This window comes from Arthrobacter parietis (genome assembly GCF_039530425.1).
In the GTDB taxonomy this organism is placed as follows: Bacteria; Actinomycetota; Actinomycetes; order Actinomycetales; family Micrococcaceae; genus Arthrobacter_D; species Arthrobacter_D parietis.
In genome coordinates this window covers 176,942-202,942 of record NZ_BAAAON010000003.1, presented here as the reverse complement: position 1 = coordinate 202,942, position 26,001 = coordinate 176,942, and the positions used below count along the sequence as shown (strand labels likewise).

The following is a 26,001-nucleotide window of genomic DNA, read 5'->3' as shown; positions in this document are numbered from 1 at the left end:
ACTTGCTCCCTATGCCGCGCGACGACGGACCACGTACGTTCCACCCGCTGCCAAAGCGAGGACAAGTCCGCCGCCCAGCGCAAGAGCCGCGGTGTTATCGGTTTGCGTCACTTCGACACCGGTGGCTGCGCCGCCCATAGGCATTTGAGTGACCTGATTACCCATCGGAGGTGCGGGTGACGGAGTGGGCTGCATATGCTCTCCAAGCAACGCGGGGTTGTACGCAGGAGTTCCTGCTGCGTCGCAACCGGAGCCGTCACGGTCGGCATCCAGATGGAGAGCGTAGCCCGGTGTGCCTGCTGGAATGTTATATACGCCCAACGCCGCTGCAGCGTCGCAGTTCGGGAATGGTAGGTGTGCCGCCGCCGCCGGCGTCGCTGACAGCGCCACCAACCCTGCCGCTGCTGCAACTGCAAAACCTGCTGTTGTTTTCTTCATGATTTCCCCTCATGTTGATGCCGCGAGTGATGAGACGCGGGTCACACGAGACTAGACAGCCAGCTTATGAACCGTCAAGGTTATCCACATTTTTATCCAAGGACTGCACGAATTTGCTCGGCTGTGTTACCGGGTCCCCGATACGATGATTGGACCGTCACTCGTAGCTCAACCTTCACTCGTACTTTTGGGGCACTCTTGAATCTTCCGTCGCTACCTCCCGCCCAAAATCCTGACCGGATGCAGACTCGGACCAGGAGCAAGGCAAGGGCATCGACGCTCATTGTTGCGGGGTTTGGTCTGTTCCTTCTGGCTATCGGTCTGATCTCGGGCGGAATTGGGGGAGCTCTTGTCATGGCGGGTCTCCTCGCGCTCCTCACCGGGCTCTACACGGTGCTCACGGGGCGCAGCTCCTGGGCACGGCTCGCTGGCCGCAAGGCAGGATTCATCGTCGCGGCGGCAAGCGTTGTTGCGCTCCTGGTCGGCGGGTCCATCACGCCCTCCGCGGAGGATACGGTTCCCGCGGCCTTGGCCGAGCAAACCGAGACCGCCACTGTTGAACCGTCACAGACTGCGACGCCGGAGCCAACCAAATCTCCCACGCCGAAGCCCTCACCTACGCCGAGTCCCGATGTTGCGCCGATAGACGGGGACACCGTTGTCGACGCTCAAGGAGACCCGAATGCTCCCAGCGATCAGCCCCAATATGGCGTTAAGGCGCTCGCGCTGCTTGAGACGCTGCCGATCAAGGGGCGCGCACCGAAGACGGGTTATGACCGGGATGAGTTTGGTCAGGCCTGGCTCGATGTCGACCGCAACGGCTGCGACACCCGCAATGACATGCTGAACCGCGACCTTCGCGACATCGTGCACGCGAACTCCGTTCCCTGCAAAGTCCGTTCCGGCACCCTGGATGACCCCTACACGGCAACGACGATCCCCTTCCTCCGCGGGCAGGAGACCAGCATTGACGTGCAGATCGATCACATGGTTGCGCTCGCCGACGCGTGGCAGAAGGGCGCCCAGCAACTCACTTACGAACAACGGGTGGCCTTCGCCAACGACCCGCTGAACCTGCAGTCCACGGACGGCCCGACCAACGCACAGAAGGGCGCGGGCGACGCTGCAACCTGGCTTCCGCCGAACCGCGGATACCGCTGCGAATACGTTGCTCGTCAGATCTCCGTGAAGGCAACCTACAACCTGTGGGTGACGCAGGCCGAGCATGACGCAATGGCGCGGGTCCTGTCGGATTGTGCAGACACGATGGCGCCCACCAACGAGCCTTCGCCCACACCTACCCCTGAGCCGGAACCGGCTGTCGGGCAGACCGCACCCGCACCCGCACCGGCGCCCGCCCCGGCGCCTGCCCCGGCACCCGCACCCGCACCGGCACCCGCCCCTGCGCCGGCACCCGCACCTGCGCCGGCGAACGTGTACTACAAGAACTGTGATGCAGCCCGAGCCGCTGGCGCTGCCCCCGTCTACGCGTGGCAGCCGGGGTACGCTGCTCACCTCGACCGAAACGGCGACGGCGTCGGCTGCGAATAAGCGGCACTGCGCCGTTTGGCTCGTCCGACTGTCGGAGAGGTGGGCGTCTCCCAAAACGTGCATGCAGTGCATGCAGTGCATGCAGTGCATGCACGTTTTGGGAAGAACCCCGTCGCAGCTCGGCGCGGAACGGATTGGTGATTGCCGCCGTCGTCGTTCGTGAGGAGGAATGCCACGCGCCGCCCAAAGCAGGAAGACGCCCGGCGAGGATCACGGCTATGACCGATCGTGTGCCCGGCCTGCAACTGCACGTTGTGATCGACGAATCGTCGCCACCAATCGAACGAACCCTGTCCGTCCCGGCGGACATCCTCCTGAGCGACCTGCACCAAGTCATTCAGACAGCTTTCGGCTGGCAGGATCGTCACCTTTACCAGTTCTCTGTGAGTGACACCTTCCGGGGCCAACGAGACTTCACTGCAGCTGAGTCGGCTGCTGAGCTCGAGGCAGAAGACGCATCCCACACAGAGCTCGTGGCGGTTGCCGGCTGGACGGGCGCAGTGCTGGCATACGAGTACGACTTCGGCGATGCGTGGGACCATCTCGTCACCCTCGTCGGCAACGATCCGGTGCTGCCTGCCCACCTCGAATGCATTGCCGCCAGTAGGAGAGGTCCGGTAGAGGATTGCGGCGGCATCCACGGCTACTACAAGCTGATCGAGGCGCTGAAGGGTCAGCAGCAGGACTCCGCCGATGCCGTCGATTGGTTGGAGTCAGTGTCGGGGGAGGCCGCAACCGCGTTTGATGCGGCACACGTCGACGTGAAGGCGATTAATCAGCAGCTCACGGAGCTCGCAAGGTTCTTCTGGCGCCCGGCGTTGTCACCCGAGGTGATTGCCGCCGTCGTCCATCCTGTCCAGTGGCTTCTGCAGCGTCCTATGACCTGCGCGGAAAAATAATGGCCGAAATCCTGACAGCCCGCGGCTTCGCTTAAGACGACGGTCCTATCACCGAAAGGGAAGGGCGGGCTCTGGTGCGTGACGTCATTCGGACACTGGAGTGCCTGAACGTTCTGGCGAAGTCCGAAGACGTCCTATCCGGAGACAAAAAGGTGACCGATACCGGCCGGGAATTCCTGATCGAAATTCAGCGAAAGCAACATGGTCGCCCGTCCTGACCTGATGGTGAGCCGGTAAAGGGAGTAGCTTGGGTTCACCCGGCGCAGCGTAGGGAGGCGTATGGACCCGGATCTCACCCATGACCGGCTCATCGAACAGTGGCTCGAGGAATATGCTGCGTCCCAGCACGAGAAGCGCGCAGCCGCCAACGCTATCCAGGATGCCATCGCCGCCCGCCTCGACGACGACGGCCTCAACTATCACGCGATCGAATACCGGGTGAAGGATCACCAGTCCCTGGAGCAGAAACTGAGGCGCTGTAATCCGGATGGAAACCTGAAGTACGCGGACGGGTTGCGCGGCATCGATGACATCATCGGCATCCGGGTCATCACCTTCCTTCAGCTCGACGTGGAGAGGGCAATGACTGCGCTTCGCAACTCCTTCGACGTCATTGCCCACGTCGACAAGACTGCCGAACAGCGGGAAAAGGGGGAGTTCGGCTACTCGGGTCAGCACCTCGTGCTCAGAGTCAGTGAGGCAACCGCACCGAACGGGTGCCGCAATCACATCGGCGAACGCTTTGAGGTGCAGTTCCGGACCATCCTGCAGCACGCCTGGGCGGAGTTTGAGCATGACATCCGCTACAAGAGCGCAGGCCCAGTGCCGCCGGAGGTCAACCGGGCGTTCACCCTGGCGTCCGGTCTAATCGAACTGGCCGATAACCAGTTCAGCACCATCAGCAGTGTGGTCGCCGCCGAAAAAGCCAACCCCGGCGAAGCGGTCCTGCTCCTTCCGGTTGCCCTCACGGGTGAGGCCCTCGAAAGCATTCTCGAACAGGCGCTGCCAAGCAACCCGCGCAGCCGCGTCGAACAGTACGAGTGGCTGCGCGAACTGCTCGAAATTCACGGCGTCACCACGGTAGCGCAAGCCTCCGAACTGGTCGCTTCCGCCGATTGGGATGCCATCTCCCGCAAAGTGCAGTACAAGTTCGCTCCCGGCCACGTCCGCGCCGCCGATGATCTGCTGCTTGTCCGCTACGGCCAGGAGCACATCGACAAGACGCAGGCCCTTGGCCACGACCGCAACAGACGCGCCAAGCTGACCTACCGTCTCAGAAAACTCCGAGACTGAGGGGCCGAAGCCGGATGAAGTTCCCTGCGCCGCGCCAGCCCAGTCCGTACCTAGGGCAGGAGCCGCGGCTCCGGCGGCTTGCCTCGAATTCCGCACTGCCGGAATACTTGAAGTGAAGCAGCGGAAGCGGGTACCGATGAACAACAGAAGCGAACGCACCAGACGCATGCAGCGCGTTTCGGAGTATCGAGCCGCGCGCCGCTCGGGAAGCAGCGGCGCAGAGGCAATCGAGCAGGTCGACGACGACGAAGAAGAGCAAGCGCCGATCACGGACTTTGCTGCCAAGGCGGATTTCGAGATCCGGCAGGCAACCGCCCGCGGTGATTTCGACAATCTGAAGTACGCCGGCAAGCCGATTCCGGGTCTAGGCACAACCCTTGACCCAGACTGGTGGGTCAAAGGATTGATCGAGAGGGAGCAGCTTTCCGGCCTTGCACCCGCGCCGTTTCGCCTGCGCACAGAGGATGCTGAACTCGACGGAAAGCTGGATCAGCAGTACATGGAGAGCAAGGTCCGCGAGCTACTCGAGGACTTTAACCGGCAGGTCGTTGATGCCCGCAGACAGCTCCTGGGTGGACCGCCCGTGGTGACCAGGACGCGGGACGTTGAGCAGGAAATTGAGCGCTGGCGTGACCGCCGCGCAGCACGCCATGCGCAGGTTGAGCAGAACGAAACGGCCGCGCAAAAGGGAGGGGTTGATCGGGAAGCAGCCCAACAGAAGGCAGCGAAGCGTTCACCGTGGTGGCGCCGTCGTCGTTAGCTTCTCAGCTGGCCACCAGGTCCTGATACTCGGGATGCCGCTCGATGTACGCAGCGATGAACGGGCAGCGGGGCACGGCGTGTAACCCGCGTTCCCGGACATCGTCCAGGGCAAACCGTGCGAGGGCGCTTCCGAGCCCGTGACCCTCGAAGGCCGAATCCACCTCGGTGTGGGTGAAAACGACCTGCTGGTCCTTGAGGCGGTACGCCGCGAAGCCGGCCGGTTTGCCGTCGAGAGTGACCTCATATTTCCCGGCGTCGGAATTGTTCTCTACCTGCACCTCAGCAGCCATGAGCTACTCCTCGTTGAACTCGCCGTTGGCAATCGCGTCCGCGTATTCGCTGAGGTCCGGCCCCGGCTCGAAGTCAACGAATTGGGGCTGCAGCTTCTCGAACAGGAACTTGTACACCTGATCCCGGTCACCGCCGGAGTGCGCAGCCGCCGCCTCTTTCACCGCTTCCTGCAGAGCTTTGTCTGCATCGACAAGAATCTTTTCCCGGGCCTGTTCGTTCCAGGTGACGTCGCTGATCTTCACAACCGGCCTCCAATAGTAAGTAGACTGTTTATTGAATTCAGGCTACGGGTGTCCATTCAGCCCCACAACCCCCCCGAGCCGTCCTGCTATCGTGCAGGTGCATCACCATTGAGTAGAGGCGGGTTTGAACGTGACGGGTGAAGTTGAGGAAAATTCGATCCGCGGCGAGCTGCAGGACCTCGTGCTGGAGAGCGCGCAGATCGACGAATTTCTTGATGGGATGGTGAAGATCGCCGCTCGTGAACTCGGGGAGATCACCGGTAAGACGATGTACTCGGCCGTAACCCTCCTGCGCCCGAAGCGTGCGGCGACGGTTGCCAGCAGCAGCCCGGAAGCCCGCAACATGGACGAGGTCCAATACGCATTCGATGACGGCCCCTGTTTGCGCGCGGCGCGTGAGCACACCACGGTCGTTGTTCAGGACTTCAAGGAAGAGGAACGTTTTGGCGAGTACACGGGAGCTGTTGCGGGGCATGGGATCCGCTCAGCGCTCGGAGTGCCGATCCTCCTTGAGGGCGACGCCAATGCAGGCCTGGATCTGTATTGCCGTGAACCGCTCGCGTTCAATGCCGAAAGCATCGACGCCGCAGAGCAGTTCGCGCGCAGGGCTTCCCGTTCACTGCAGATAGCTGTCCGGGTGGCCACTTTAATGGAGCACAGTCAGCACATGAGTGTCGCAATGGAGAACCGCACCACCATAGACCTTGCAGTGGGCATCATTATGGGCCAGAACCGCTGCAGCCAGGATGAAGCGGTGAATATTTTGAAAGCCGCCTCCAACGCACGAAACGTGAAGCTTCATGCGGTTGCTGCGGCTGTTGTCGAGTCGGTGAACAACGCGAGCGCAACCACCCACTTTGAGGCCTAGGACACCGTAGCCGGTTCTTCGCCGCGGGACGCGGCCTCAGCACCGGCAGGCTGTTCCCGCCAGCAACCGCGGTTCCCCAAAAAGGTATACGAAGGTCGGTCGACACGATAGTTTGTATACGAAACTACACAATAACGCCTCCCCGAACGGACAACGATGCCCGCTTTTGTCGCCCCGGATTCCTTCACCACCCGCCCCACGCTCCAAGGCAACTTCGGCATGAGCGCCTCAACGCATTGGCTGGCAACGGCATCTGCGCAGGCCGTCCTGGAACGCGGCGGCAATGCTTTCGATGCTGCTGTCGCCGGAGCTTTCGTGCTCCATGTCGTTGAACCGCACCTCAACGGTCCCGGCGGCGACATGACCGGCGTCTTCGCCACCGCGGAAGACCCCTCAAAGCCCGTGGTCCTGATGGGACAGGGACCGGCTCCCGCCGGTGCAACCCGGGAGCACTACCTCTCCGAAGGACTCGAGCTGGTTCCAGGCGCCGGAGCGCTCGCAGCCGCCGTCCCGGCCGCCGTCGACGCCTGGTTCCTGCTGCTCCGGGACCATGGCAGCTGGGAACTTGCCGACGTCCTGGCTTTCGCCTGCCGCTACGCCCGTCACGGGCACCCGGTGCTGGGCAGGGTCGGTGCAACGATCAACGCCGTCAAGGAGCTTTTCACCGAACACTGGCCCACTTCCGCAGCGCTCTGGATGCCGGAAGGGAAGATCCCGGCAGAAGGGGACATCGTGAAAAACGAGGCTTACGCCTCAGTCCTTGACCGACTCATTGCTGCAGGGAGCGGTGCAGGCTCCCGAGAGGAACGCATCGACGCCGCCCGGCGCGAGTGGAGCGAAGGTTTCGTCGCCCGGGCTGCAGTCGACTTCATCAGTACACCGCACCGCCACTCGTCGGGTCAGGATCACGCGGGAGTGATGAGCCTTGAGGACTTCGCGAACTTCCAGGCCGGCTACGAGGAGCCCACCACTCTCGACTTCCGCGGCTACACCATTGCCAAGACCGGGCCCTGGGGCCAGGGTCCGGCCCTGCTGCAGACCCTCGCCATCCTGAACGGATTCGGGGACGATCACCTGGACCCGTCCACAGCCCTCGGCGCGCACACCATCCTGGAAGCGCAGAAGCTGGCCATCGCAGACCGCGAGGCATACTACGGTGATTCCGACGTGCCGATGGAATACCTGCTATCCGAAGAATATGCAGCCGAGCGCAGGGCGCTTATCACCGATCAGGCTTCCACCGAGTTCCGCCCCGGGACTGTCCCCGGGCATACGCCGTTCACACCGCCGCTGCGGACGGAATACACCCCGCCGGCGCTCACGGGTAAGGACGGCTTCGCGGGGGTAGGGGAGCCCACAGTCTCCCGCGACGGCGAGACACGCGGCGACACCTGCCACATCGACGTGGTTGACCAGTGGGGGAACATGATTTCCGCGACGCCGTCGGGCGGCTGGCTGCAATCATCTCCTACCATCCCCGAACTAGGATTCTGCCTGGGATCCCGACTGCAGATGACCTGGCTCGAGGAGGGCTCACCGTCCTCGTTGGAGCCGGGAAAGCGGCCGCGCACCACGCTGACACCAACCTTGATCCTCAAAGACGGCAAGCCCGTTGTTGCACTCGGCTCGCCCGGCGGCGACCAGCAGGACCAGTGGCAGCTGGTCTATATCCTGCGCACGATTGTCGGCGCCTACTCACCGCAGCAGGCCATCGACGCGCCGTCCCTGCATACGACGTCGATACCCGGCTCATTCTTCCCACGCACCTGGGAGCCTGGCGGCGCCGTGGTCGAAGACCGGCTGGGTGAGGAGGTCATCGCCGACCTGGAACAACGCGGTCACGTCGTCACCCGTGCTGGAGAGTGGGCGCTCGGCCGACTGTCCGCTGTTGTCAGCGACCCGGCGACCGGAGTTTTGATGGCTGCGGCCAACCCGCGCGGAGCGCAGGGCTATGCAGCCGGCCGATAGCGAAGACGCCGCACCGAAGCAGCGAATTCAGGACGAAATCCGGAGGGATATCATCTTCGGCGCGTTGCCGCCGGGCACCCGCGTGACTGAGGCAGCGCTCGCCAGCAAGTATGGGATCTCGCGGGTTCCGGTACGGGAAGCGCTCCGCACGTTGGAGGCCGAGGGTTTCGTCGAGTCCAAGCCCTATGCCGGCTCCACAGTGTCGAAGATCCCGGCTGACGACGCCGAGGACCTGTTTTTTGTCCGCGAAGCGCTAGAGTCAGCGACGGCTCGGCGCGCAGCGCACCGGGCTGCTGCGCAGTTCGATTCAGGTGCGCCCAGCGTTGAGTGGTGGCAGGCCCGGAAAGCACTGGCAGCAGTGCTCGATGAGGGGGATGCCGCCGTCGCGCAGAACCGGCTCGAACTTCTGCCCGAACTCAACATCCGGTTCCACCTGGGTGTGGCGGAATTGAGCGGCAGCGCCTCGCTGACGGCGCTGCTGCGCCAGATCGCAGGCAAGATCGAATGGCTCTACGCAACGGACGTCGACCACCGCGGCAAGGAGTCCTGGAGCGAGCACAGGAGCATTCTTGCGGCGATCGACTCCGGCAACTCCGCGGATGCACAGCAGCTGATGGCCGATCACGTGCATCAGTCCAAAGTCGGGTACCTGGACCGCTTCTGCGTCGATAAAAACTCGGCTCTATCTCCCGGGCCCACCTTTGCTCCGTGATGCATGCTAGAGGAATGGCCGCAGAGGAGCGAGGATCGCTTCGCTGACGCGTGCCACGATATGGCGGCCTTCCCATTCCTCGAGTGAGAGTTCCCGGCAATTGCTGCTGTCAATCTCGAAGATTCGCTCCATGGTGGAGGCGAGCTTTTCATCGAACAGTTCGATATTGATTTCGTAATTACCGGTCAAGCTCAACCGGTCGATGTTGGCGGTTCCGACCGTGGACCATTCGCCGTCCACAGTTGCGGTCTTCGCGTGAATCATCGCGTTCTGGTACAGCAGGATCTTCACGCCGTCGCGCAGCAGAGCCGAGTAGAACCCGCGGGACAGCCAGTCGGAGACCACATGGTTGGAGTCCTCCGGCAGAATGACCCGGACATCCACCCCGCGTTTACTGGCGCGCAGGAGCGCCTCAAGGATCTGCTGGTCAGGGATGAAGTAGGCCGTGGTCATGTAGATGTGGCTGTGGGCGCGATTGATGGCGTCCAGATAGACCCCGCGGATCGGGAAAACGAGGTTGGCCGGAATGTTGTTGACCGCGCGCAGACGCGGTTCCCAGAACTCCGCACTGGTTTCCTCCAACGCGCGATGGCGCTGTGTCGGAGCGGAATTCCAGAAAGCGACAAACGCCTGGCGCAACTCCCAGACGGACCTTCCTTCGATTTTCAGGTGCGTGTCACGCCACTTCGAGGCGTATAGCGACCCGATGTTGTAGCCTCCGACGTACCCGATGGAATCATCCACCACCATGATTTTGCGGTGATCGAAGCCTGTACCCCGGATATTCGTGAAGACGATCGACGGGCGCAGTACCGGGAACCGGAAGACCTGCACATTCGGGTGGAACCGGTAGAACGTGAACGGAACAACGAGGTTGGCGAACCCGTCATAGATTACGTACACCTTCACACCACGGGCCGCCGCTTCATTCAGCGCGTCCTTGAACTGGCGTCCAATGGCGTCGCCCTTCCAGATGTAGGTCTCCAGCATGATGGTGTGCCGGGCGTTCCGGATAGAGGCCAGCATGTCCTCGTACAGGTCATGCCCGTAGGTAATGACGGCGGTTTTCGATCCCGCCACTTCTGATTCAAATGTTCCGGGGTGCGGAAAGCCCGGACGCTTGCTGCGCAGCTTCTTTTCCACTGCATCAATAATCACGATGGCGGCGATGACCAGCGCCTGCACGGCGGCGAACGCCATGGCCGCCCGCGCAACCAGCGAACGGGTAAGGGCAAACAATTGAAGGCGGCGGAAGGTGCGCATGGGCTCAAGCCTAGTGGCCGCAGGAGCCTGCCGGGCGAAGCGGGGCGGGCTGCCGGTGGCTTGACGGACGCCCTCGCTGCTAGCGCTTGTTCAGGGCCGCCAGCAGCCGGTGCTCCGCATCTTCACCGGGTTTGATGCCACGCGGGATACGAAGAAGGAAGAACAGGCCAAGCACCCACCACAGCCCGAACAGTATCCACGGCGGAGGAGTCAGAGCCGCAGGCATCCCCGGCAGGTACAGGCTGAGTAGGGCCAGGCACAGCACCACTGCTGCGATCCCAATCGCCTGGCCGCCGTTACCAACACCACCGACCCGCAGCGGTCGTTCCATTGCAGGTTCCTTCAGGCGAAGAATCAGGAAAACTACGGCGACCAGGGTGTAGGCGATCACGATGCTGGGCGCACCCGAGTCAACCAGCCAGACCAGCATCGCCTCTCCGAAGAAGGGCGCGAGGAAGGACAGGGCACCGATGAACAGCAGTGCGTTCGCCGGTGTCCGGTAGGTCGGGTGCAGCTTCCCGAACCAGCCCGGCAGCATTCCTGAGCGTGCCATGGAATACATCAACCGGGATGCCCCCAGCAGCAGCGAGTTCCAGGAGGTCAGAATTCCGGCGATTCCACCGGCGATCAGCACCTTGGCCATCAAATCGCTCCCGAAGAGGGCGCCCATCGCATCCGCAGTGGCGATGTCCGCCTGCGCGATTTCTCCAGCAGGCATGGCTGACGACGTCGTCAGGATAGTCATGACATACCAGATGGTTGCGAGTATCACGGCGATGACAACCAGCCGGCCGATCTGGCGGGCGGGGATCTTCACTTCCTCTGCGGATTGCGGAATCACGTCGAACCCGACGAACAGGAACGGCACCACCACCAGGACAGCGAAGAACCCCGCCGATCCGCCGGTGAAGAGCGGCTGCATATTTTCTGTGGATCCGCCGGTGAAGGACCCGAGCACAAGGACCGCACCGATGATCAGGAGAAAGAGCACCACAAAGGTTTGGGCTACACCGGCAAGTTTCACACCGCGGATGTTGATGAACGTGATGACGACGGCGGCAATCGCGCCCACAAGCGCCCAGGTCAGGTGCACCTGGCTTCCCGCGATCTCCCAGAGCGGCACCTGGTTCAGGCCGGGAAAAAGGTAGAGAGCGGTGCGGGGAAGCGCCACAGCCTCGAACGCCACAATGGTGACGTACCCGCCGGTGATTGCCCAGGATCCGATGAATGACCAGCGGGGACCCATGCCGCGGAGGAGGAAATTGTGTTCTCCGCCCGCTTTGGGCATGGCGGCAGTCAGTTCCGCGTAGGTGAGCCCCACGACGCCCATGATGACGCCGCCTGCCACCATGGCCAGGACCGCACCGAGGGTCCCAGCGGATCCGATCCAGCCGCCGGTGAGCACCACCCAACCGAATCCGATCATCGCTCCGAACCCCAGCGCGAGGGCATCCCAGTTACCCAGAACCTTCAGCAGTGAGGCGTCCTCTGAACGCTCGGACGTGCTTCGCTCTGCCATGGGTCCCGCCCTTCTCAGCTGACCGGTTACCGGCCCTGCAGTTCACTGAGAGTTTTCAGTGTGAGATGAGCTTAGTCCTCGATGTACCGGACCGATACTGGCCTTCTGCCAACTAGGAAACGTTCACCCGTGCCGGCGGGTTATGTCCGGGGCACACCCAGCTGACACCACCGGCATTGATTCTGCGCTGCAAGTCCGCGGTAGTGCGTGCAGCGAGCGGATTATCACTGTTCAGGGCGCTATAAAAGCGTTTGATGGTCCCGTTGCGCTCAACCCGGACCGCGTCGCCCGTGAACAGTACGTCGTCGAGCTGAAAGGCCATCTGACCGGGAGTGTGACCGGGAATGGGGAAGGTGGTGAGGCCCTCGAAAAGTTCGCGGTCGCCGTCGAGCTCGGTCACCGTCGCAGGGAGTTCAACCCGAGCCAGGCGGAAAAGCGTCCGGCGCACGCGGGTGGGAGGCGCAATTTCCCGGCGCAGAATGGCGGCATCCGCTGCGCCGAGCCATACCGTTGCGTCCAGGTCATGCTGAAGGCGCCGGGCGGTCTGGGCGTGGTCGGCATCGTAATGGGTGAGCAGGATGTCGGTCACCTGCCCAACAATGGGAGCAGCATCGCGCAACTCGCCAAGCAGGGCGTCATACCCGCTGGCCATTCCGGGATCAACGAGGGCGGTGTGGCTTGGCGTGCGCACAAGGTAGCCGTTGGCTCCTTTCGAACGCTGCAGTTGGTAGCAGTTTCCTGAGATGGTGCGCATGCTAGTCTTCCCCGCTGTTCTCTTCTTCCTGCTTCTGTCTTTCCTTCTCCTGCTTCTCGGCTTGTTCCTGGAGTTCCTCGGCGACCTCCTCCGCCCGCTCCCTGTCGCGGTCCGTCTGGGTCTCTCCGGGATCCCTGCTGTCTTCCAACAGGCCCTTGGCCGGCGCTGTAAAAGTTGGGGGCGGGGGAACGGGGGCCGGTTCAGTGGAAGGTACGGCCGGTGCGGTTGGCGCAGGGACCTCGGCTGGTTGCACCGAGTTGATGAAGGCCTCGATGTTCTGTTGAATCCGCTCCGCCCGTCCCGGTGTCACGGCGCCGGAATCCTCTGCTTGCTGAACCGCGGCTTTGAGGGCCTCCGCACGGTCCACCGCAAGTTCAAGGTTGCCCTCCTGCGTAACAACGGCAAGTTCCCTCACCTGCTGCTGAAGCGACTGCGCCGCACCCGGGTCAAGAGCTTCAGCGCCTCCGCATCCTCCAAGCACCGGCAAGGCCAACGCGAGGACAATCATGTATCGCTTCGACCTCATGGCTGCACACTTTCGTAGAGTTCAGACAGTCTCTCGCCGGGAACACCGGGAACTGACGGCAAAGGTTCCACGGCGGGCGCCTGATTGAACAGCCCCGCCAGCGCTGCTCCCAACACCACCAGAACCAGAACGACGACGACGGCGCCCGCCACCCACCAGCGCCGGTTCCGTGGGGCGGGCTTCCGGTTACCCGAAGTGCTGGGTCGTTCGTTGGGTTCCGGGCGCTGAGTTGAGTGTTCGTTCAGTCCAAGGACAAAGGCCCTGCGCGTGGAGTGCGGATCCTGCACCGGAGGCGAACCGTGGGTTGCGCCGGGAAGGACTCTGGTTGCAGGCCCGGCATCTTCGCCCGCGGTATCAGCAGCGGCGGCGCGCGCGTCAGCGAGGAAAGCGTTCCGCTGAGCGGCCAGGGCATTCGCGACCTCGGCCGCCGTTGGCCGCGCGCTTCCGGTTTCCGCCGTCATGCGTGAAATAAGCTCACGCCAGGCGGGGTTGACCGTTGCCGGGATTTCGGGGGCGCGGTGCAAGCGGGCAAGCGCAGTCTCCAGCCCTCGGCCTTCGAAGGCAGGTTCGCCGGTGAGGCATTCGAGCAGCACAAGGCCCAGCGCGTAGATGTCGGTCGCACTGTCAACCGCTTCACCGCGGGCCTGTTCGGGACTGAAATACGCTGCAGTGCCGATTGTCTCGCCGGTCGCGGTGAGCCGGTCGCTGTCCACCCTGCGGGCTATGCCGAAGTCCGTCAGAACATACCCGAAACGCCCGGATGACGGTTCGGCGTCGCGGGTCAGCACATTGGAAGGTTTGACGTCCCGGTGGGTAATTCCTTTCGCGTGCACATACGCGAGTGCCCGGGCAACGTCGTGGCCGATAGCCCACGTTTGTTCCGGTCCCAGCGGGCCGTCGCGCAGGAGCCGGTGCAGGTCCGGGCCATCGATCAGGTCCATGACCACCCAACCGGCTAAAGGGGAGTTTCCGACATCATGCACCTTGACCAGGCCCGGGTGATCCAGCCCGGCCAGCAACTGCGCCTCTACACGCTCACGGTCGGAGAGCTGCGCGTCCGGCTGACCATGGAAGAGCTTGATAGCGACGTCCCGGTCCAGTACCCGATCGTGGCCTCTGTGGACCTCGGCCATCCCACCGCTGCCAAGCAGGGCACCGACGGTGTAGCGGCCATCCAGCACTTCGCCCGTCGGGTCACCGATGCGCCTCCGTGGCTCCGGCCGTGCGGAAGGCGCGGCCGCGGGCGTTCTGCCGGGCGGAGGTGGGAGCTGCATGTCAGGCACCTCCTCATTGTCCGCCGTCGTCGTCCTTCCATGAAAGCGCAGAGTTGGGAGGAGCTCAAGGTTCTTCCTCCGGTTCTCATGACACTCTCATGTGGTAGCCAGTACAAGAGGAGGGGGAGGGTACGCACTGCGCACCCTCCCCCTCGTGGACTGCTTCCTTGCCAGGTGACTAGCCGAGCAGGCCGCCGATTCCACCGCCGCCGCCGAGCTTCCCGAGCAGGTCCTGTGGGTTGATGCCGAGCTTTTCCAGAAGGCCGGAATCACGCTCGGTGTCCACCTGGTCGGGCAGTTCCTGGTCAGCCTGCTGCGCCTTGTCCTGGTTGCCCTGATTCTTCAGAAGGTCAATGATCTGCTGCTTGTCGATGTTCATTATTTTTCCTTATCTCTCTGGGTTTCTGGAACGGGAAGTGCTTCGGAGGAGCCGGAACCTAACGGAATCGAGGAGCGTTCGGGTCATCCGTCTGGTTCACCTGGTGGCTACCGGAGGTGTCCGCGGTCTGGCTTTGTGCTTTGGCTTTCTGTGCCTGGCCCTTGAGCTGCTGGGAGGCCGGCGGCGATGACTGGGCCTCAGCTTTCACCCGCGGTGCTTCCTCCTCAGCCCGGTTGAGGTAGTGCTCCCAGCGCTGCGACATGGGTTTGATGAGCCCGCCGCCGACGCCGACCACAATGACGCCGACAATTGCGGCCAGTACGGCAATCAGGATCGGTGTGGTCACCGTGGTGGCAATTTCAACCTGGTTGAGAGCCGCGATGATGCCGATGCCGAGAATGAAGACGCTTGCGATATTCGCCAGGACCTTCCCGTAGGAAAGCCCTCCCAGGGTGCCCTGGATGAGGTTCTTGACCGCCGCGGCAATGGCGGCTGCGACGATGACGATGATGATTGCGACGATGATCTTCGGCAGGAAGGCAATGATGCCTTCAAGCAGATCGCTGACCGGATTCGGCCCGAAGACTCCAAAAGCAAACTGAAGTACAAACAGCACCAGCGCGTAGTAGACAATCTTGGCGATGATGTCGCTGGCATCCAGTGATGACTTCGCGAGCGCCTTCTTGACGCCGCCGCGTTCCACGACGCGGTCAAATCCCACACGTTCGAGCAGTTTGTCCAGCGCCTTGGAAATCGCTTTGGCGATCAGCAGCCCGACGATCAGGATGACGAGGAACAGCAACAGCTTCGGCACGAACTCGACCACGGTCGCGAGACCGCTTCTCAATGTTTCTTCCATCGGGACCTTCTCTGTTTGGCTTCATGGAGCTTCCAGATCGGTGGAACGGCTGCCCCACCGGTGTGCACGTTTCCAAGAGTAGGCACACTCAGGCAAAATAGAAAGGGTACTTATTATTGTCTTTGGGGACCAGGCTACTCGCGTCAGAGGTGTCGAACGCCTACGCCCTTCAGAACTGCCCGGTACCCCTCCCGGTAGGTCGGATACGTAAAGGTGAAACCGGTTGACGTGAGCAGCACGTTGCTGCAGCGCTTGCCGGTGACCTCGCGCTCTTCAGTGGGGGCTTCGATAGGGGGCACGGGTAATCCCAGCTCCTCCGCGATGAACTGCCGGACCTCAGCCAGCAGCGCCGGTTCCTGGTCGGTGCCAAGGTACGCCGTGGCCGGCGCCTCGAGTCCTGCGAGGTGTACGATGGCCGCCGCGGCATCGTCGCGGTGGATCCTGTTGGTCCAGTGCGGAGCGCCGCCCGCGTGCGCCGTGCCGTTCCGCACCTGATCGATCAACCGGGTGCGTCCCGGTCCGTAGATACCCGAAAGCCGCAACAGTACCGACTGGGGCGCACGTTCGGTGAGCAGTTCCTCCGTTTCACGCAGGACCGTGCCAGTGGCGGTGGACGGCGCAGGCGGCGTGCTCTCCCCGATCCAGCCGCCGTCGTCATTGCCGTATACGGCGGTCGAGGAAACGAAAATGATCCGCCGCGGCTCAACCCCGTCGCGGGCGAGTGCCCCGAGCAGGTTTGCGGTGCCCTCATAGTAGGTAGCGCGGTAGGCAGCTTCGGTCCGCCCGTCCGCAGTCAGTGCGATGACCACGACGTCGGTGTCCGCCGGGATGGCCGGCAGCTTGCCTGTGAGGTCAACCGAGGTACCCTCAATCCGGGCCGGCAGCTTGTCTGCGGACCGCCGCCACCCGACAACCCGTTGCCCTGCTTCCGCAAAATAGAGTCCCGCCTGCGTACCCAGGTCGCCGCATCCGGCAATCAATACAGTCATCCCCTGAGCTTCCCACACGGGCTGGACCGTCGGACGCACGTGCCAGACTGGGCACATGGCCTCCCGGTTGCTCATCATTGCCGATACCCATGTGCCCAAGCGCGCCCGCCGGCTCCCACCAGAGGTGTGGGAGGAGGCGGAGGCTGCCGACGTCGTCGTCCATGCCGGTGACTGGGTGAACGTGGAGCTACTCGACGAACTGGAGCACCGCACGCAGCGCCTCATCGGTGTTTACGGGAACAATGACGGTGCTGATCTTCGCGCGCGGCTACCCGAAATTGCCCGGGCGGACATCGAGGGCATCCGGTTCGCAGTGATCCACGAAACCGGAGCGGCAACTAACCGGGAGAAGCGCATGGATGCCATGTTCAGCGATGTTGACGTGCTGGTCTTCGGCCACAGTCATATCCCCTGGGACACCACCACACCGAACGGTATGCGGCTGCTCAATCCCGGCTCGCCGACGGACCGGCGCAGGCAACCCAACTGCACTTTCCTTACTGCACAAGCGGACGACGGCGTCCTCAGCGAGGTGCGCCTGCGTTCCATTCCGGCCCGGTCATCCGGGCGACTCCAGGGTTAGTGCCTTTTGGTCAGTTTCCATAGTTGGTAGGAATGAGGGTAGACAATCGCCAACTGCAAGGAGTCTGCCGTGAACGATCCACAGAATCAGCCGCCGGGAATGAAGCGCCTCGCCGCTGTCGCTGTTTTTGCTTCCCTTGCCCTGGCGGGGTGCACGGCCGCGGATGAACCGGAGACGGAATCCGGGACGGCAGGTGAAACGGCGGGTGCAACATCGGGTGAAACGGCTGAGGGAAGCGGCGACGCCGCTGACTCCCCGGCCGCCACGGTGGCGGACATTCCGGAAATCATCGATGACGTCCAGCCATCCGTGGTGACCATTTTCCTGGACAACGGAGGGCTGGGCAGTGGTGTGATCTACACCGAGGACGGGCTGATCCTCACCAACGAACACGTGGTGCGCGGTGCGGAGGAAGTGCAGGTTGCCTTTGCCGACGGACAGCGCGTCACCGGCACTGTGGTTGCCACCGATGCCGTCACCGACCTCGCACTTGTGCAGGCTGACCGCACTGGACTTCCGCCCGCCGAGTTCCAGACGGAGCTGCCGGAGGTGGGAGAGCTGGCCGTTGTCATTGGCAGCCCGTTGGGCTTTGAGAACACGGCAACCGCAGGAATCATTTCCGGGTTGCATCGGGAGATTCCGGGCTCGGCAACCAACAGCCAGTCACTTGTGGATCTGGTGCAGACAGACGCGGCCATCAGTCCGGGCAATTCCGGCGGAGCACTGGTCAACGGTCAGGGCCAGGTCGTGGGAATCAGCGAGGCCTATATTCCGCCGCAGGCGGGCGCGGTCTCGCTGGGGTTTGCGATCCCGGCCGGCACCGCCGTCGAAGTGGTGGAGGAACTCCTCGAGGACGGTTCGGCTGAACACGCGTTCCTCGGCCTGGCTCCTCGCACCATCACGCCGCAGATTGCCCAGCAGCTCGGCGTCAGCGTTGAGCAGGGCGTTGCGGTGCTCGCGGTGGAAGAAGGCGGACCGGCCGGCGAGGCCGGGATTCAAGCGGGAGACATTCTGGTGTCCCTCAACGGTGAGCCGCTCGCCAGCTCGGAACAGCTCCTGGCCGCACTGCGCTCTTTGAATCCGGGGGAGACGGTGACAGCGGAGCTGATGCGCGAAGGCGAAACCTCGGAGGTGGAGATCACCCTCGGCGAGCGGCCCGTCGAGAACGGCTAGCGGCGGGTTTGCCGCCGGCTGGTCGTCCGGTTCAGGGTGAAGGACAGGGCAAAGGCAAGGATGGCGGCGGCGAAGAGTATGAACTTCGCCGTCGTCAGGAAACTCGCGAAGGCCACTTCGGAGGATGTGATTTCTACGGAGGCGAGAGCAGCTTCGAGCACAAGGTTCTCGGCGATATGCACGGCGGCATAGAGTAAGGCGACGGCGTAGAAGAGCCAGCGGAGCGGTGAGCGGCTGAACCGGCGGACCAGCAGGATGATCAGCGCGGCGAACGCCACGGGAAACAGCAGGAACCAGAGGTAATGCACGCTCTGGTAGCGCTCGATGACCGCAGCGTCCAGGAGGTCACGGACTGCCTCGACGTAGTCGACGTCGTACCCACCGACCATCATTTCCGGAAGCGGGATACCGATGGCGCGCTGCACAGACTGCAACTGCAGCGCGCCCAGTGCGAGCGAGACCACCGAAATGACAGCCGCGGCGATGATCAGCCAGGCACTGCGCCGCCGGGATGGGGCGTCGTCGTGCTCGGTTGCTTTCAGATACCTGCGCTTGTCTGCTCTCATCTCTGCCATGTCTCCCATTCTTGACTTTTCAGTGTGCTGACTGACCTCACGATCCCGTTACGGTACTCCTGCCGAGCGTCAGCTCTCCTCGACATCCACTTCGCTGGCCACGATGTAATTTTCCCCGTCGTAGTCGGCATAGGCGTCCTCTTCGAGGTCCAATCCGGTGTCATCCTCGACGGTGGGCAGGTCGAAGGATTCCATGACGGTTCCGGTCACCGACACTGCCGCGCCCGGCTCAACTTCGACCGTGCCTTCCTCCAGAACCACCAGCAGCGCCTCGACGGTGGTGTCATCCGTCCCTGCAATCGTGAAGGACGTGTCGGACACGATCTCGTTGACGTCGGCGGAGACAGTTACTTCCTCGCCGATGTAGCTCTGGTAGGCATCGTAGAATTCGGAATCGAGGGCGCCGTTGTAGGGAGCAGTTTCGTTGTCTTCCTCCACCACATCCTCGACGTCGGCACCTTCTTCCGAACCGGATGTGCCGTTGCAACCCGTCAGGCCGAGTGCGGCCAGCGGGAGGATTCCTGCAAGAGCCAGAGTTCGGGTCCGTGACATGTGCTTGCGCGTGTTCATATCGTTCTCCTTTTTCTGGTGAGGGTGGCGGCGCCTGGCAGCCGTAGCTGCCAGCGCCATCTATGACACTAAGCACGCTTGCTAACGTATTCAACCGGTCTTGACCGGTTCGTGACCGTACGGTCTGAGGCGTGACCCGCTAGTGCTCAGACAGAACTTCTACCCGAACGGCGCGGGTTCGGGAAACGCGAGCGACGGCGGAGCCTACGAGGTGAAGAGCGTCACCTTGTGGGCGGCGGCGATCGTTATTCCGACGTTACCGGGTGAGCTTTTGCCGCGTGAGCTTTTACCGGGTGAGCTTCTCGAGCGCTTTGCGGGCGCGCTCCACCTCGCGGGCTGACTCCTTTGCTGCACGATCAGCCTCCGTGCGCTCGCGGACCGCATCATCGGCAGCATCATCAATGACGTCGATGTCCTGTTCCAGGGCGCGAATCCGCTTTCTCAGGTCCCTTACCTGAGCCACTAGCGCGTCACGGTCGCGGTCGAGTTGATCGACTCGCTCGCGTGCACGCTTCAACGCAGACCCGGCTTCCTCAAAGTGATCTTCTGCGTCCTCAAGGTCAGCGCGTGCGTCGGAAGCGCGGTCGTCTTCCGCCTTCTTCGCCGCATCGGCCTTCGTCGCATCTGCGGAATCAGCGGAATCAGCTGCATCAGCGCTCGCGTCGCCGCTGTTCACCGCGCCGCCTGCGTCGAAGGGCCCGCCCACTGCTCCGGCGAGATCCACCGCTTCCCAGCCCGTCGCCTCCAGCGGCCGGATCAGGCGGCCGGTAGCAACGGCAGCGGCAGCACCGGCGTCGGCCATTGCTGCCCGCAGGGTCTGCTCCACTTCGAGGGCCGCAGCTGAACTTGCCGGGTGACCAAGTTCTTCAGACAGGGCGACGCCGTCCTTGACCAGCGCTGCAATAAGTTGCTGGCGTTGCGTTCCGAGTTTCTTCAACTCACTGCGGTCCAGCTGTTCCTGTGCCTCGCGCATCGCCGCACCCAGTGTCAGCGCCTGCCGCAACTGGTCGCCGCGGTGGATAGCCATCATGTTCAGCAGCCAGGCAGACGCCGACGGCTTGCGCAGCGCGCGGACTTCCTTGGCGAGCGACTTGTCATCGAGGGCCTTCGCGCGGGTATTGCGGGCAGCGGTGAACTCGTCTAGGGGTTGCGAGTAGAGCTCGGACGCGATGTCGGCGAGGTCAGTCACTGCGGAACGATCTCCGAACGGTTGGCTGTGTTTCTACCGTTGAGTGTGCAGGACACACCCCTTCAGGCTCACCATTTACGGCGTGTCCTGCCAGCTCAACGCGCCGGACCTTGTTTCCATCCGGTGCTGTGCGCGGATCAGACCGTCTCCAGCGAGGGGGATGCGGCAGCAAGGCGCTGCCTCAGCTCGTCGCACGCCGCTTCATAGTCGGCCAGCAGGCACTCGGGAGGGTTGAGCTGGTCAAGCAGGGCAAAGTACTCGTTGCATCTGAGTTTCAGCTCGCTGGTGCTGAGCAAGGATGCATCAAATCGAGCCGATGGGAGTTCCTCGGCTGGCAGGTCCAGGATGCGAAGCTTGTCTTCCACGGGATCTCCACAGGAGTTGTCACTGTGCCCATTGCTCAAGCTGATGGAATCGTAGCAACAATCAGGTAGCTGATCAATCGCGGGTCAAGGCAGCGGGGGTATTGACGGCCCCGGTTCCGGAATAGGCCTGTCCGGTGAGGGGCCGGGCCCGGGCTCCGGCGGCACGCCAGGGGTGTCGGGTGCCGGATCAGGAAAGGGGTACGGGGTAGGAGCGGGCTGCGGCTCCGGCGCCGGTTCCCCCGGCGGCCGTGGCTGGGACGGATCGGGATGCGGCTCATGAGGCGGTGGGATGGACATCAGAAGGACCTTCTCTCCGTCAGCGGTGCGCTCAGAAATAACAGTACGCCGGAGACGGTACTCGGGGAATAAGCGGCGGCCGGCCGTGCTTGTTACTTCTGGCTGCGCACACTCCTGCGCGCCGTTCAGTATCTTCAGGGGGACCCTTCCGTGTCGCAAACGACCAACAAACGCACTCAGGCCGACGGCGGCACGAACCAGATCGACGAGGTCAGCGAGGTCTCTCCTCGTGACCGGCTGGTCATCTCCCTGCTCCTCGTCTCGGCCTTCGTTGTCATCCTTAACGAGACCATCATGGGAGTGGCGCTGCCGCGCCTTATGGATGATCTGGGAATCACCGCATCGGCCGGACAATGGCTGACGACGGCGTTCATGCTCACCATGGCGGTTGTCATCCCCATCACGGGCTTCCTCATCCAGCGTTTCAACACTCGGCCGGTCTTCCTCGCGGCCATGACGCTCTTTAGCCTGGGCACCCTGGTCTCTGCGATGGCGCCCGGTTTCGAGATGCTGCTCGTCGGCCGGGTGATCCAGGCCAGCGGAACCGCGATCATGATGCCGCTGCTGATGACCACCGTCATGACTCTCGTGCCGCCGTCGTCGCGCGGCAAGACGATGGGTAACATCTCGATCGTCATCTCAGTGGCGCCCGCCATCGGCCCCACCATTTCCGGGATCATTCTCAGTGTGTTGGACTGGCGCTGGATGTTCTGGCTGGTGCTTCCCATCGCCCTCGGTTCGCTGATACTTGGCGGCATCCGCATCCAGAACGTGACCACGCCGCGACGCACGCCGATCGACGTCCTCTCCGTCATCCTCTCCGCCTTCGCGTTCGGCGGGATCGTCTATGGACTGAGCCAATTCGGCGAGGCTGCAGCCGGATCGGGTATTCCGGGTTGGGTGCCGCTCGCCGTCGGATTCGTCGGGCTGGCCTGCTTCATCGCACGCCAACTGGTGCTGCAGCGTCGCGACCGTGCGCTACTTGACCTGCGGACCTTCCAATCGCGTACCTTCACAGTGTCGATCCTCGTGCTGGCCATCAGCATGATGGCGCTGTTCGGAACAGTCATCCTGCTGCCCATCTACCTGCAGGATGTGCTCGGTCTCGAACCAGCGGCTGCCGGCCTGATGCTGCTGCCCGGCGGGCTCGCCATGGGTCTTCTCGGACCGGTTGTCGGGCGTGTCTTCGACAAACACGGGCCTCGCGTTCTGGTGGTTCCGGGTGCGCTGCTTGTCGCATCGGCGTTCTGGGCGCTGACCCTGATCGATGCTTCGACCCCGATCCCGTTGGTGCTGGCCTGCCACGTGACTTTGAGCATTGGGCTTGCCGGTATGTTCACTCCTCTGTTCACCTCGGCTCTGGGCTCAGTGCGGCCGCAGCTTTACTCCCACGCGAGTGCGGTTGTCGGCACCGTCCAGCAACTGGCAGGAGCTACGGGCATCGCGCTTTTCGTATCCGTCATGACGCTGCAGACAGGCGCGCTCATGGCCGCCGGCACCGCGGAGGTGCCTGCTCTGGCAGGCGGCATCCGAATGGCCTTCCTGTGTGGAGCGGTCATCTTCCTGTTTGCGGTGGTCGCAGCGCTGTTCGTCCGTAAGCCGGCAGCGCCGGTCGGCCCGCCGCCGTCGTCGTCAATGCACGACGGCGAGGAGGCACCTGCCGCTCCGCTGGCACATTAGGCTCGGCCGCACATTAAACTCGACTGATGGTTCATTTCACCCCGCCGCCGGTCCTGACCACAGCAAGGTTGCGCCTTGAACCGCTGGGCCCGGAGCATGTGGAAGGAACCTGGATTGGGCTGCAGAACCCCGAGTCGATGCGTCTGACCGGAACCCACGGGCAGTTCACGCGGCCGCAGATCGAGTCGTGGCTTGCGGGGCTTGCAGCGACTGACGGGCGGGCGGATTGGGCGATCATCCTTACGTCGGATGGGTCCCACATCGGTGAAGTGGTGCTGAATGATTACGACGAAGACAATTCATCGCTCGGGTTCCGGATTGCACTCAATGCTGATTCAAGGTTCGGTCTAGGTTATGGCACCGAGGCGACGCGAGCCGTCGTCGGGCATGCGTTCGATGTTGTCGGGGTGCACCGCATCAGCCTGGAGGTGTACGCGTTCAATCCGCGGGCACAACGGGCTTACGAGAAGTGTGGATTCCGGGTCGAGGGGCGGCTGCGGGATGCGCTGCGGTGGAACGGCGAGTGGATTGACGCCGTGGTGATGGGGATGTTGGCGACTGATCCGCGGCCTTGAGGTTACGCCTGCAGGACTGGGTGCGAATCACGAACACGACCTGCGTTCATCTGGGGTGTAACAGGTAACCGGCGGTGCTGCGGGTGCGCAGCGCCCGGTCAGTCGCGGATCCTGACAGCAGTCTCCCTGAGATAGAGATCCACCCGGGTGTATGCGTCCCTGGTCAGGGCTTTCCACAGCTCAAGAGCGAGCCGCTCATCCTCCGACTCCAAGCGAGATATGGCGTCCGCCGTGAGGAGCTTGATGACAACGTTTCCGGACGCCTTGACCGTGGTTTCCTGCCGATCGTCACTGCCGAGCGCAAGTTCCCCAAAGGTCATTCCGGCACTAAGGGTGGTCAGTTTCACCCGATCGCCGGTGGGACCGACCACCGATGTCGTGACCGCTCCAGACAAAATGAAAAACACCCCACCGAACGACTGACCGATACGGCGGATGACATCGCCGTCGTCGTAACTTCGATCTTCCATCCGATCTGCGAGCTTCTGCACGTCTTCAGCCGTGAGCGGACCAAGAGCCGGACACTGGAAAATGTCAACCTTGCTCGGCAGATCGAGATCGCTCCCGTACGTTGCGATCAGTCGGTTCTCGCACCACTCAACCGCTGCGGTCCGGGTGTCAAAAGTCGGAACCTCACGGTCGACATCGCGGAAAGCATGGGCAAGCGTTCCCTCCGCATCTATCAACACGAGCTCCCGACCCTCATCGACCAGGTTTTCCCGGACCTCAGCCAGGAGCCGGAGGGAAACATCTGCAACTTCATCGACGCGACGCAGGTCCAGAATGACGAGCTCCACCTCGTCCGGGAGGTTGCTCAGTTCGCGGACCATCGACTCGGTACCGGCAAACAGCAGGTCACCATTCAGCTCGACAAGGCGTGCACGATGCCCATGATCGCGGATGAGGTCCATTGCCTCATCGTCGCGTCGGATCCCTGACGGAGCGGCAGTGATGTCGTAGGTCGAGCGGATAGCAGACTTGCCCACACGCGCTGCCCGGACAAAGTGCAACTCCATGTCCTGCGAGAGCCGCTGGCTAGTCGCCATGCCGCGCACGCTGCTGCCGTGCTCATCGAGCGGCGGTGAATAGACCGCCAGCCCAACCTGCCCCGGCAGTACAGAGATCGTTCCACCGCCCACACCGCTCTTGGCCGGCATCCCGACGGTACTGATCCACGAACCGGCGTCGTCATACATTCCGCAGGTGGTCATGACGGACAGCACGCGCTCCACCGGCACTATGTCCATCACCTGATTCCCCGTCATGGGATTCCGCCCGCTGTTGGCCAGGGTCGCCGCCATGAGCGAAAGGTCCAGGCAGTTCACCAGCACCGAACACTGGCGGAAGTAGTCCTCGATTACCGGCGTCGGATCATCCTCGATGATGTTGAAGGACCTCAACAGATAGGCCAACGCGCGGTTCCGGTGACCATGTTCGAGCTCCGATGCGAAAATTTCCTCATCAATGGAAAGCTGCCGCCCCGCAAATGCCGAATACGTGTTGACGATCCGCTTGATCCGGGTATTGCCGCCCGCTCCCTTGACCAGCGAGGTGGCAGTCAGCGCGCCGGCATTGATCATGGCGTTTGCCGGGCGACCGGTACCTTCGGCAAGAGATATCTCGTTGAACGAATCACCGGAGGGCTCAACGTCAACTTTCTCGTCCACCGCGTCCAGCCCGAGATCCGCCAACGCCAAACCATAGGTGAAAGGCTTTGAGATCGACTGGATGCTGAACTCTTCGCGCGTATCACCGACCTCGTAGATGTACCCGTCCACGGTGGTGAGGCAGATCCCAAAGTTGTCCGGATTGACGTTGGCCATCGCCGGAATGGTGCTGTACGGCTTGCCGTCCTTCAGGTCCGCAATCTCCCGGTGAATCCGCGCAAGGTAGCTTTCAATTGGAGATTCCATAGCTGCAAGACTATGGCGATGCGTCAGCGGCGCCCAACGGCGGCGCCGGGACTAGCGTTTCCGCCCGCCGTCGATGATCAGGGAGAGCGCGATTCCGAACATCCACACGTCCTTCGCGACGGGCGTCCCCTCCTGGCTGGGACGAACGGCATCATCCTGGGTCATTCCCGGAGTGCGGAAGTACATCGCGAGCAGACCGCCGGAGAACGCGGCCAAACCCAGCCCCACCAGGCGGCTGGGAACGAACGGCACCAGAAGCGCGGCGCCTAGACCGATTTCGACGGCGGAAATCACCTTGCCGAACTTCTCCGGTTCCAGCTGCTTGACCTGCGGAAAAGCGTTCGCGGCCATGCCCTGCAAGTAAGCTGCGGTGTCCCGATCGAGTTCCCTCTTGGTGATGCCGGAATTGAGAATAAACGCTCCCGTGCTGAGTCGCAGGGGGATGTGACTGAGATTCATCGGAACTCCTTCGAAGAACTGGGTTGACTGCCTTT

Annotated in this window: 29 protein-coding genes; 11 read left to right on the top strand and 18 right to left on the bottom strand. The window is 62.8% G+C overall.

Annotated elements, in window-relative coordinates:
- Positions 1-9: 9 nt before the first annotated feature.
- A complete protein-coding gene (locus tag ABFX19_RS13085) occupies positions 10-438 on the bottom strand; it encodes an excalibur calcium-binding domain-containing protein (RefSeq protein ID WP_277359747.1) in 429 nt (142 codons plus the stop codon).
- A 240-nt stretch (positions 439-678) separates the two neighbouring features.
- Here ABFX19_RS13085 and ABFX19_RS13080 point away from each other — a divergent pair, with 240 nt between their 5' ends.
- Positions 679-1,989, top strand: coding sequence for a GmrSD restriction endonuclease domain-containing protein (locus ABFX19_RS13080; RefSeq protein WP_346028516.1), 1,311 nt, complete (start codon positions 679-681; stop codon positions 1,987-1,989).
- 218 nt (positions 1,990-2,207) lie between these two features.
- On the top strand, positions 2,208-2,888 hold the full coding sequence (locus ABFX19_RS13075) for a plasmid pRiA4b ORF-3 family protein (protein WP_346028515.1): 681 nt from the start codon (positions 2,208-2,210) through the stop codon (positions 2,886-2,888).
- A gap of 134 nt (positions 2,889-3,022) precedes the next feature.
- Here the strand turns inward: ABFX19_RS13075 and ABFX19_RS13070 are convergent, their stop codons facing one another.
- Positions 3,023-3,145: a hypothetical protein gene (locus tag ABFX19_RS13070; protein WP_346028514.1), complete on the bottom strand. Its 123-nt coding sequence runs from the start codon at positions 3,143-3,145 to the stop codon at positions 3,023-3,025.
- 22 nt (positions 3,146-3,167) lie between these two features.
- Between ABFX19_RS13070 and ABFX19_RS13065 the strand changes: the two genes are divergently transcribed.
- Entirely contained in the window at positions 3,168-4,181 is a 1,014-nt protein-coding gene (locus ABFX19_RS13065; RefSeq protein ID WP_346028513.1) for a GTP pyrophosphokinase, read from the top strand.
- Positions 4,182-4,317: 136 nt separating this feature from the next.
- On the top strand, positions 4,318-4,941 hold the full coding sequence (locus ABFX19_RS13060; protein WP_346028512.1) for a DnaJ family domain-containing protein: 624 nt from the start codon (positions 4,318-4,320) through the stop codon (positions 4,939-4,941).
- Positions 4,942-4,945: 4 nt separating this feature from the next.
- On the opposite strand, the gene ABFX19_RS13055 is transcribed toward ABFX19_RS13060, so the two are convergent.
- Both ABFX19_RS13055 and ABFX19_RS13050 read right to left on the bottom strand, forming a co-directional pair.
- Entirely contained in the window at positions 4,946-5,233 is a 288-nt protein-coding gene (locus ABFX19_RS13055) for a GNAT family N-acetyltransferase (protein WP_346028511.1), read from the bottom strand.
- Positions 5,234-5,236: 3 nt separating this feature from the next.
- A complete protein-coding gene (locus ABFX19_RS13050; RefSeq protein ID WP_277358648.1) occupies positions 5,237-5,476 on the bottom strand; it encodes a hypothetical protein in 240 nt (79 codons plus the stop codon).
- A gap of 130 nt (positions 5,477-5,606) precedes the next feature.
- On the opposite strand from ABFX19_RS13050, the gene ABFX19_RS13045 reads away from it, so the two are divergent.
- The 3 genes from ABFX19_RS13045 to ABFX19_RS13035 all read left to right on the top strand — a co-directional run bounded on the left by ABFX19_RS13045 (position 5,607) and on the right by ABFX19_RS13035 (position 9,024).
- Entirely contained in the window at positions 5,607-6,344 is a 738-nt protein-coding gene (locus ABFX19_RS13045) for a GAF and ANTAR domain-containing protein (protein ID WP_346028510.1), read from the top strand.
- A gap of 156 nt (positions 6,345-6,500) precedes the next feature.
- Positions 6,501-8,312: a gamma-glutamyltransferase family protein gene (locus ABFX19_RS13040; RefSeq protein ID WP_346028509.1), complete on the top strand. Its 1,812-nt coding sequence runs from the start codon at positions 6,501-6,503 to the stop codon at positions 8,310-8,312.
- On the top strand, positions 8,296-9,024 hold the full coding sequence (locus ABFX19_RS13035; RefSeq protein WP_277358645.1) for a GntR family transcriptional regulator: 729 nt from the start codon (positions 8,296-8,298) through the stop codon (positions 9,022-9,024). The genes ABFX19_RS13040 and ABFX19_RS13035 overlap by 17 nt, the downstream gene beginning before the upstream one ends.
- 6 nt (positions 9,025-9,030) lie before the next feature.
- On the opposite strand, the gene ABFX19_RS13030 is transcribed toward ABFX19_RS13035, so the two are convergent.
- The 8 genes from ABFX19_RS13030 to ABFX19_RS12995 all read right to left on the bottom strand — a co-directional run bounded on the left by ABFX19_RS13030 (position 9,031) and on the right by ABFX19_RS12995 (position 16,587).
- Positions 9,031-10,287 (bottom strand): phospholipase D-like domain-containing protein, encoded by a 1,257-nt coding sequence (locus ABFX19_RS13030; RefSeq protein ID WP_277358644.1) that lies wholly within the window; start codon positions 10,285-10,287, stop codon positions 9,031-9,033.
- 79 nt (positions 10,288-10,366) lie between these two features.
- The gene (locus ABFX19_RS13025) at positions 10,367-11,806 is read right to left on the bottom strand and encodes an APC family permease (RefSeq protein ID WP_277358638.1); all 1,440 of its coding nucleotides are present in this window, start codon (positions 11,804-11,806) and stop codon (positions 10,367-10,369) included.
- A gap of 112 nt (positions 11,807-11,918) precedes the next feature.
- Positions 11,919-12,560 (bottom strand): MBL fold metallo-hydrolase, encoded by a 642-nt coding sequence (locus ABFX19_RS13020; protein WP_277358637.1) that lies wholly within the window; start codon positions 12,558-12,560, stop codon positions 11,919-11,921.
- A gap of 1 nt (position 12,561) precedes the next feature.
- Positions 12,562-13,086 (bottom strand): hypothetical protein, encoded by a 525-nt coding sequence (locus ABFX19_RS13015; protein ID WP_157359118.1) that lies wholly within the window; start codon positions 13,084-13,086, stop codon positions 12,562-12,564.
- Positions 13,083-14,360, bottom strand: a complete 1,278-nt coding sequence (locus tag ABFX19_RS13010) for a serine/threonine-protein kinase (RefSeq protein ID WP_346028508.1) — start codon at positions 14,358-14,360, stop codon at positions 13,083-13,085. The genes ABFX19_RS13015 and ABFX19_RS13010 overlap by 4 nt, the downstream gene beginning before the upstream one ends.
- 178 nt (positions 14,361-14,538) lie before the next feature.
- Positions 14,539-14,739, bottom strand: a complete 201-nt coding sequence (locus ABFX19_RS13005; protein ID WP_056549029.1) for a hypothetical protein — start codon at positions 14,737-14,739, stop codon at positions 14,539-14,541.
- A gap of 58 nt (positions 14,740-14,797) precedes the next feature.
- Complete coding sequence (locus ABFX19_RS13000; RefSeq protein ID WP_277358635.1) at positions 14,798-15,598, bottom strand: mechanosensitive ion channel family protein; 801 nt, start codon at positions 15,596-15,598, stop codon at positions 14,798-14,800.
- A 143-nt stretch (positions 15,599-15,741) separates the two neighbouring features.
- Positions 15,742-16,587 (bottom strand): SDR family oxidoreductase, encoded by an 846-nt coding sequence (locus tag ABFX19_RS12995; RefSeq protein ID WP_346028507.1) that lies wholly within the window; start codon positions 16,585-16,587, stop codon positions 15,742-15,744.
- A gap of 55 nt (positions 16,588-16,642) precedes the next feature.
- On the opposite strand from ABFX19_RS12995, the gene ABFX19_RS12990 reads away from it, so the two are divergent.
- Both ABFX19_RS12990 and ABFX19_RS12985 read left to right on the top strand, forming a co-directional pair.
- Entirely contained in the window at positions 16,643-17,170 is a 528-nt protein-coding gene (locus ABFX19_RS12990; RefSeq protein WP_346028506.1) for a metallophosphoesterase family protein, read from the top strand.
- 69 nt (positions 17,171-17,239) lie between these two features.
- Positions 17,240-18,343, top strand: coding sequence for a trypsin-like peptidase domain-containing protein (locus tag ABFX19_RS12985; RefSeq protein ID WP_346028505.1), 1,104 nt, complete (start codon positions 17,240-17,242; stop codon positions 18,341-18,343).
- Here ABFX19_RS12985 and ABFX19_RS12980 read toward each other — a convergent pair.
- From ABFX19_RS12980 to ABFX19_RS12965, 4 genes are all read right to left on the bottom strand, one after another.
- The gene (locus ABFX19_RS12980) at positions 18,340-18,918 is read right to left on the bottom strand and encodes a hypothetical protein (RefSeq protein WP_346028504.1); all 579 of its coding nucleotides are present in this window, start codon (positions 18,916-18,918) and stop codon (positions 18,340-18,342) included. The genes ABFX19_RS12985 and ABFX19_RS12980 overlap by 4 nt on opposite strands.
- A 69-nt stretch (positions 18,919-18,987) precedes the next feature.
- Entirely contained in the window at positions 18,988-19,488 is a 501-nt protein-coding gene (locus tag ABFX19_RS12975) for a hypothetical protein (protein WP_277358632.1), read from the bottom strand.
- 286 nt (positions 19,489-19,774) lie between these two features.
- On the bottom strand, positions 19,775-20,677 hold the full coding sequence (locus ABFX19_RS12970; RefSeq protein ID WP_277358631.1) for a transposase: 903 nt from the start codon (positions 20,675-20,677) through the stop codon (positions 19,775-19,777).
- 137 nt (positions 20,678-20,814) lie between these two features.
- On the bottom strand, positions 20,815-21,042 hold the full coding sequence (locus ABFX19_RS12965) for a hypothetical protein (RefSeq protein WP_056549018.1): 228 nt from the start codon (positions 21,040-21,042) through the stop codon (positions 20,815-20,817).
- 498 nt (positions 21,043-21,540) lie between these two features.
- On the opposite strand from ABFX19_RS12965, the gene ABFX19_RS12960 reads away from it, so the two are divergent.
- Positions 21,541-23,019 (top strand): MDR family MFS transporter, encoded by a 1,479-nt coding sequence (locus ABFX19_RS12960; RefSeq protein ID WP_346028740.1) that lies wholly within the window; start codon positions 21,541-21,543, stop codon positions 23,017-23,019.
- A gap of 26 nt (positions 23,020-23,045) precedes the next feature.
- Positions 23,046-23,594, top strand: coding sequence for a GNAT family N-acetyltransferase (locus ABFX19_RS12955; protein WP_346028503.1), 549 nt, complete (start codon positions 23,046-23,048; stop codon positions 23,592-23,594).
- A gap of 98 nt (positions 23,595-23,692) precedes the next feature.
- On the opposite strand, the gene glsA is transcribed toward ABFX19_RS12955, so the two are convergent.
- Positions 23,693-25,507 carry a glutaminase A gene (glsA, locus tag ABFX19_RS12950; RefSeq protein WP_346028502.1) on the bottom strand — a complete coding sequence of 605 codons (1,815 nt, stop codon included), beginning with the start codon at positions 25,505-25,507 and terminating at the stop codon, positions 23,693-23,695.
- Between the two features lie 51 nt (positions 25,508-25,558).
- The gene (locus ABFX19_RS12945) at positions 25,559-25,966 is read right to left on the bottom strand and encodes a hypothetical protein (protein WP_277358628.1); all 408 of its coding nucleotides are present in this window, start codon (positions 25,964-25,966) and stop codon (positions 25,559-25,561) included.
- Positions 25,967-26,001: the final 35 nt, after the last annotated feature.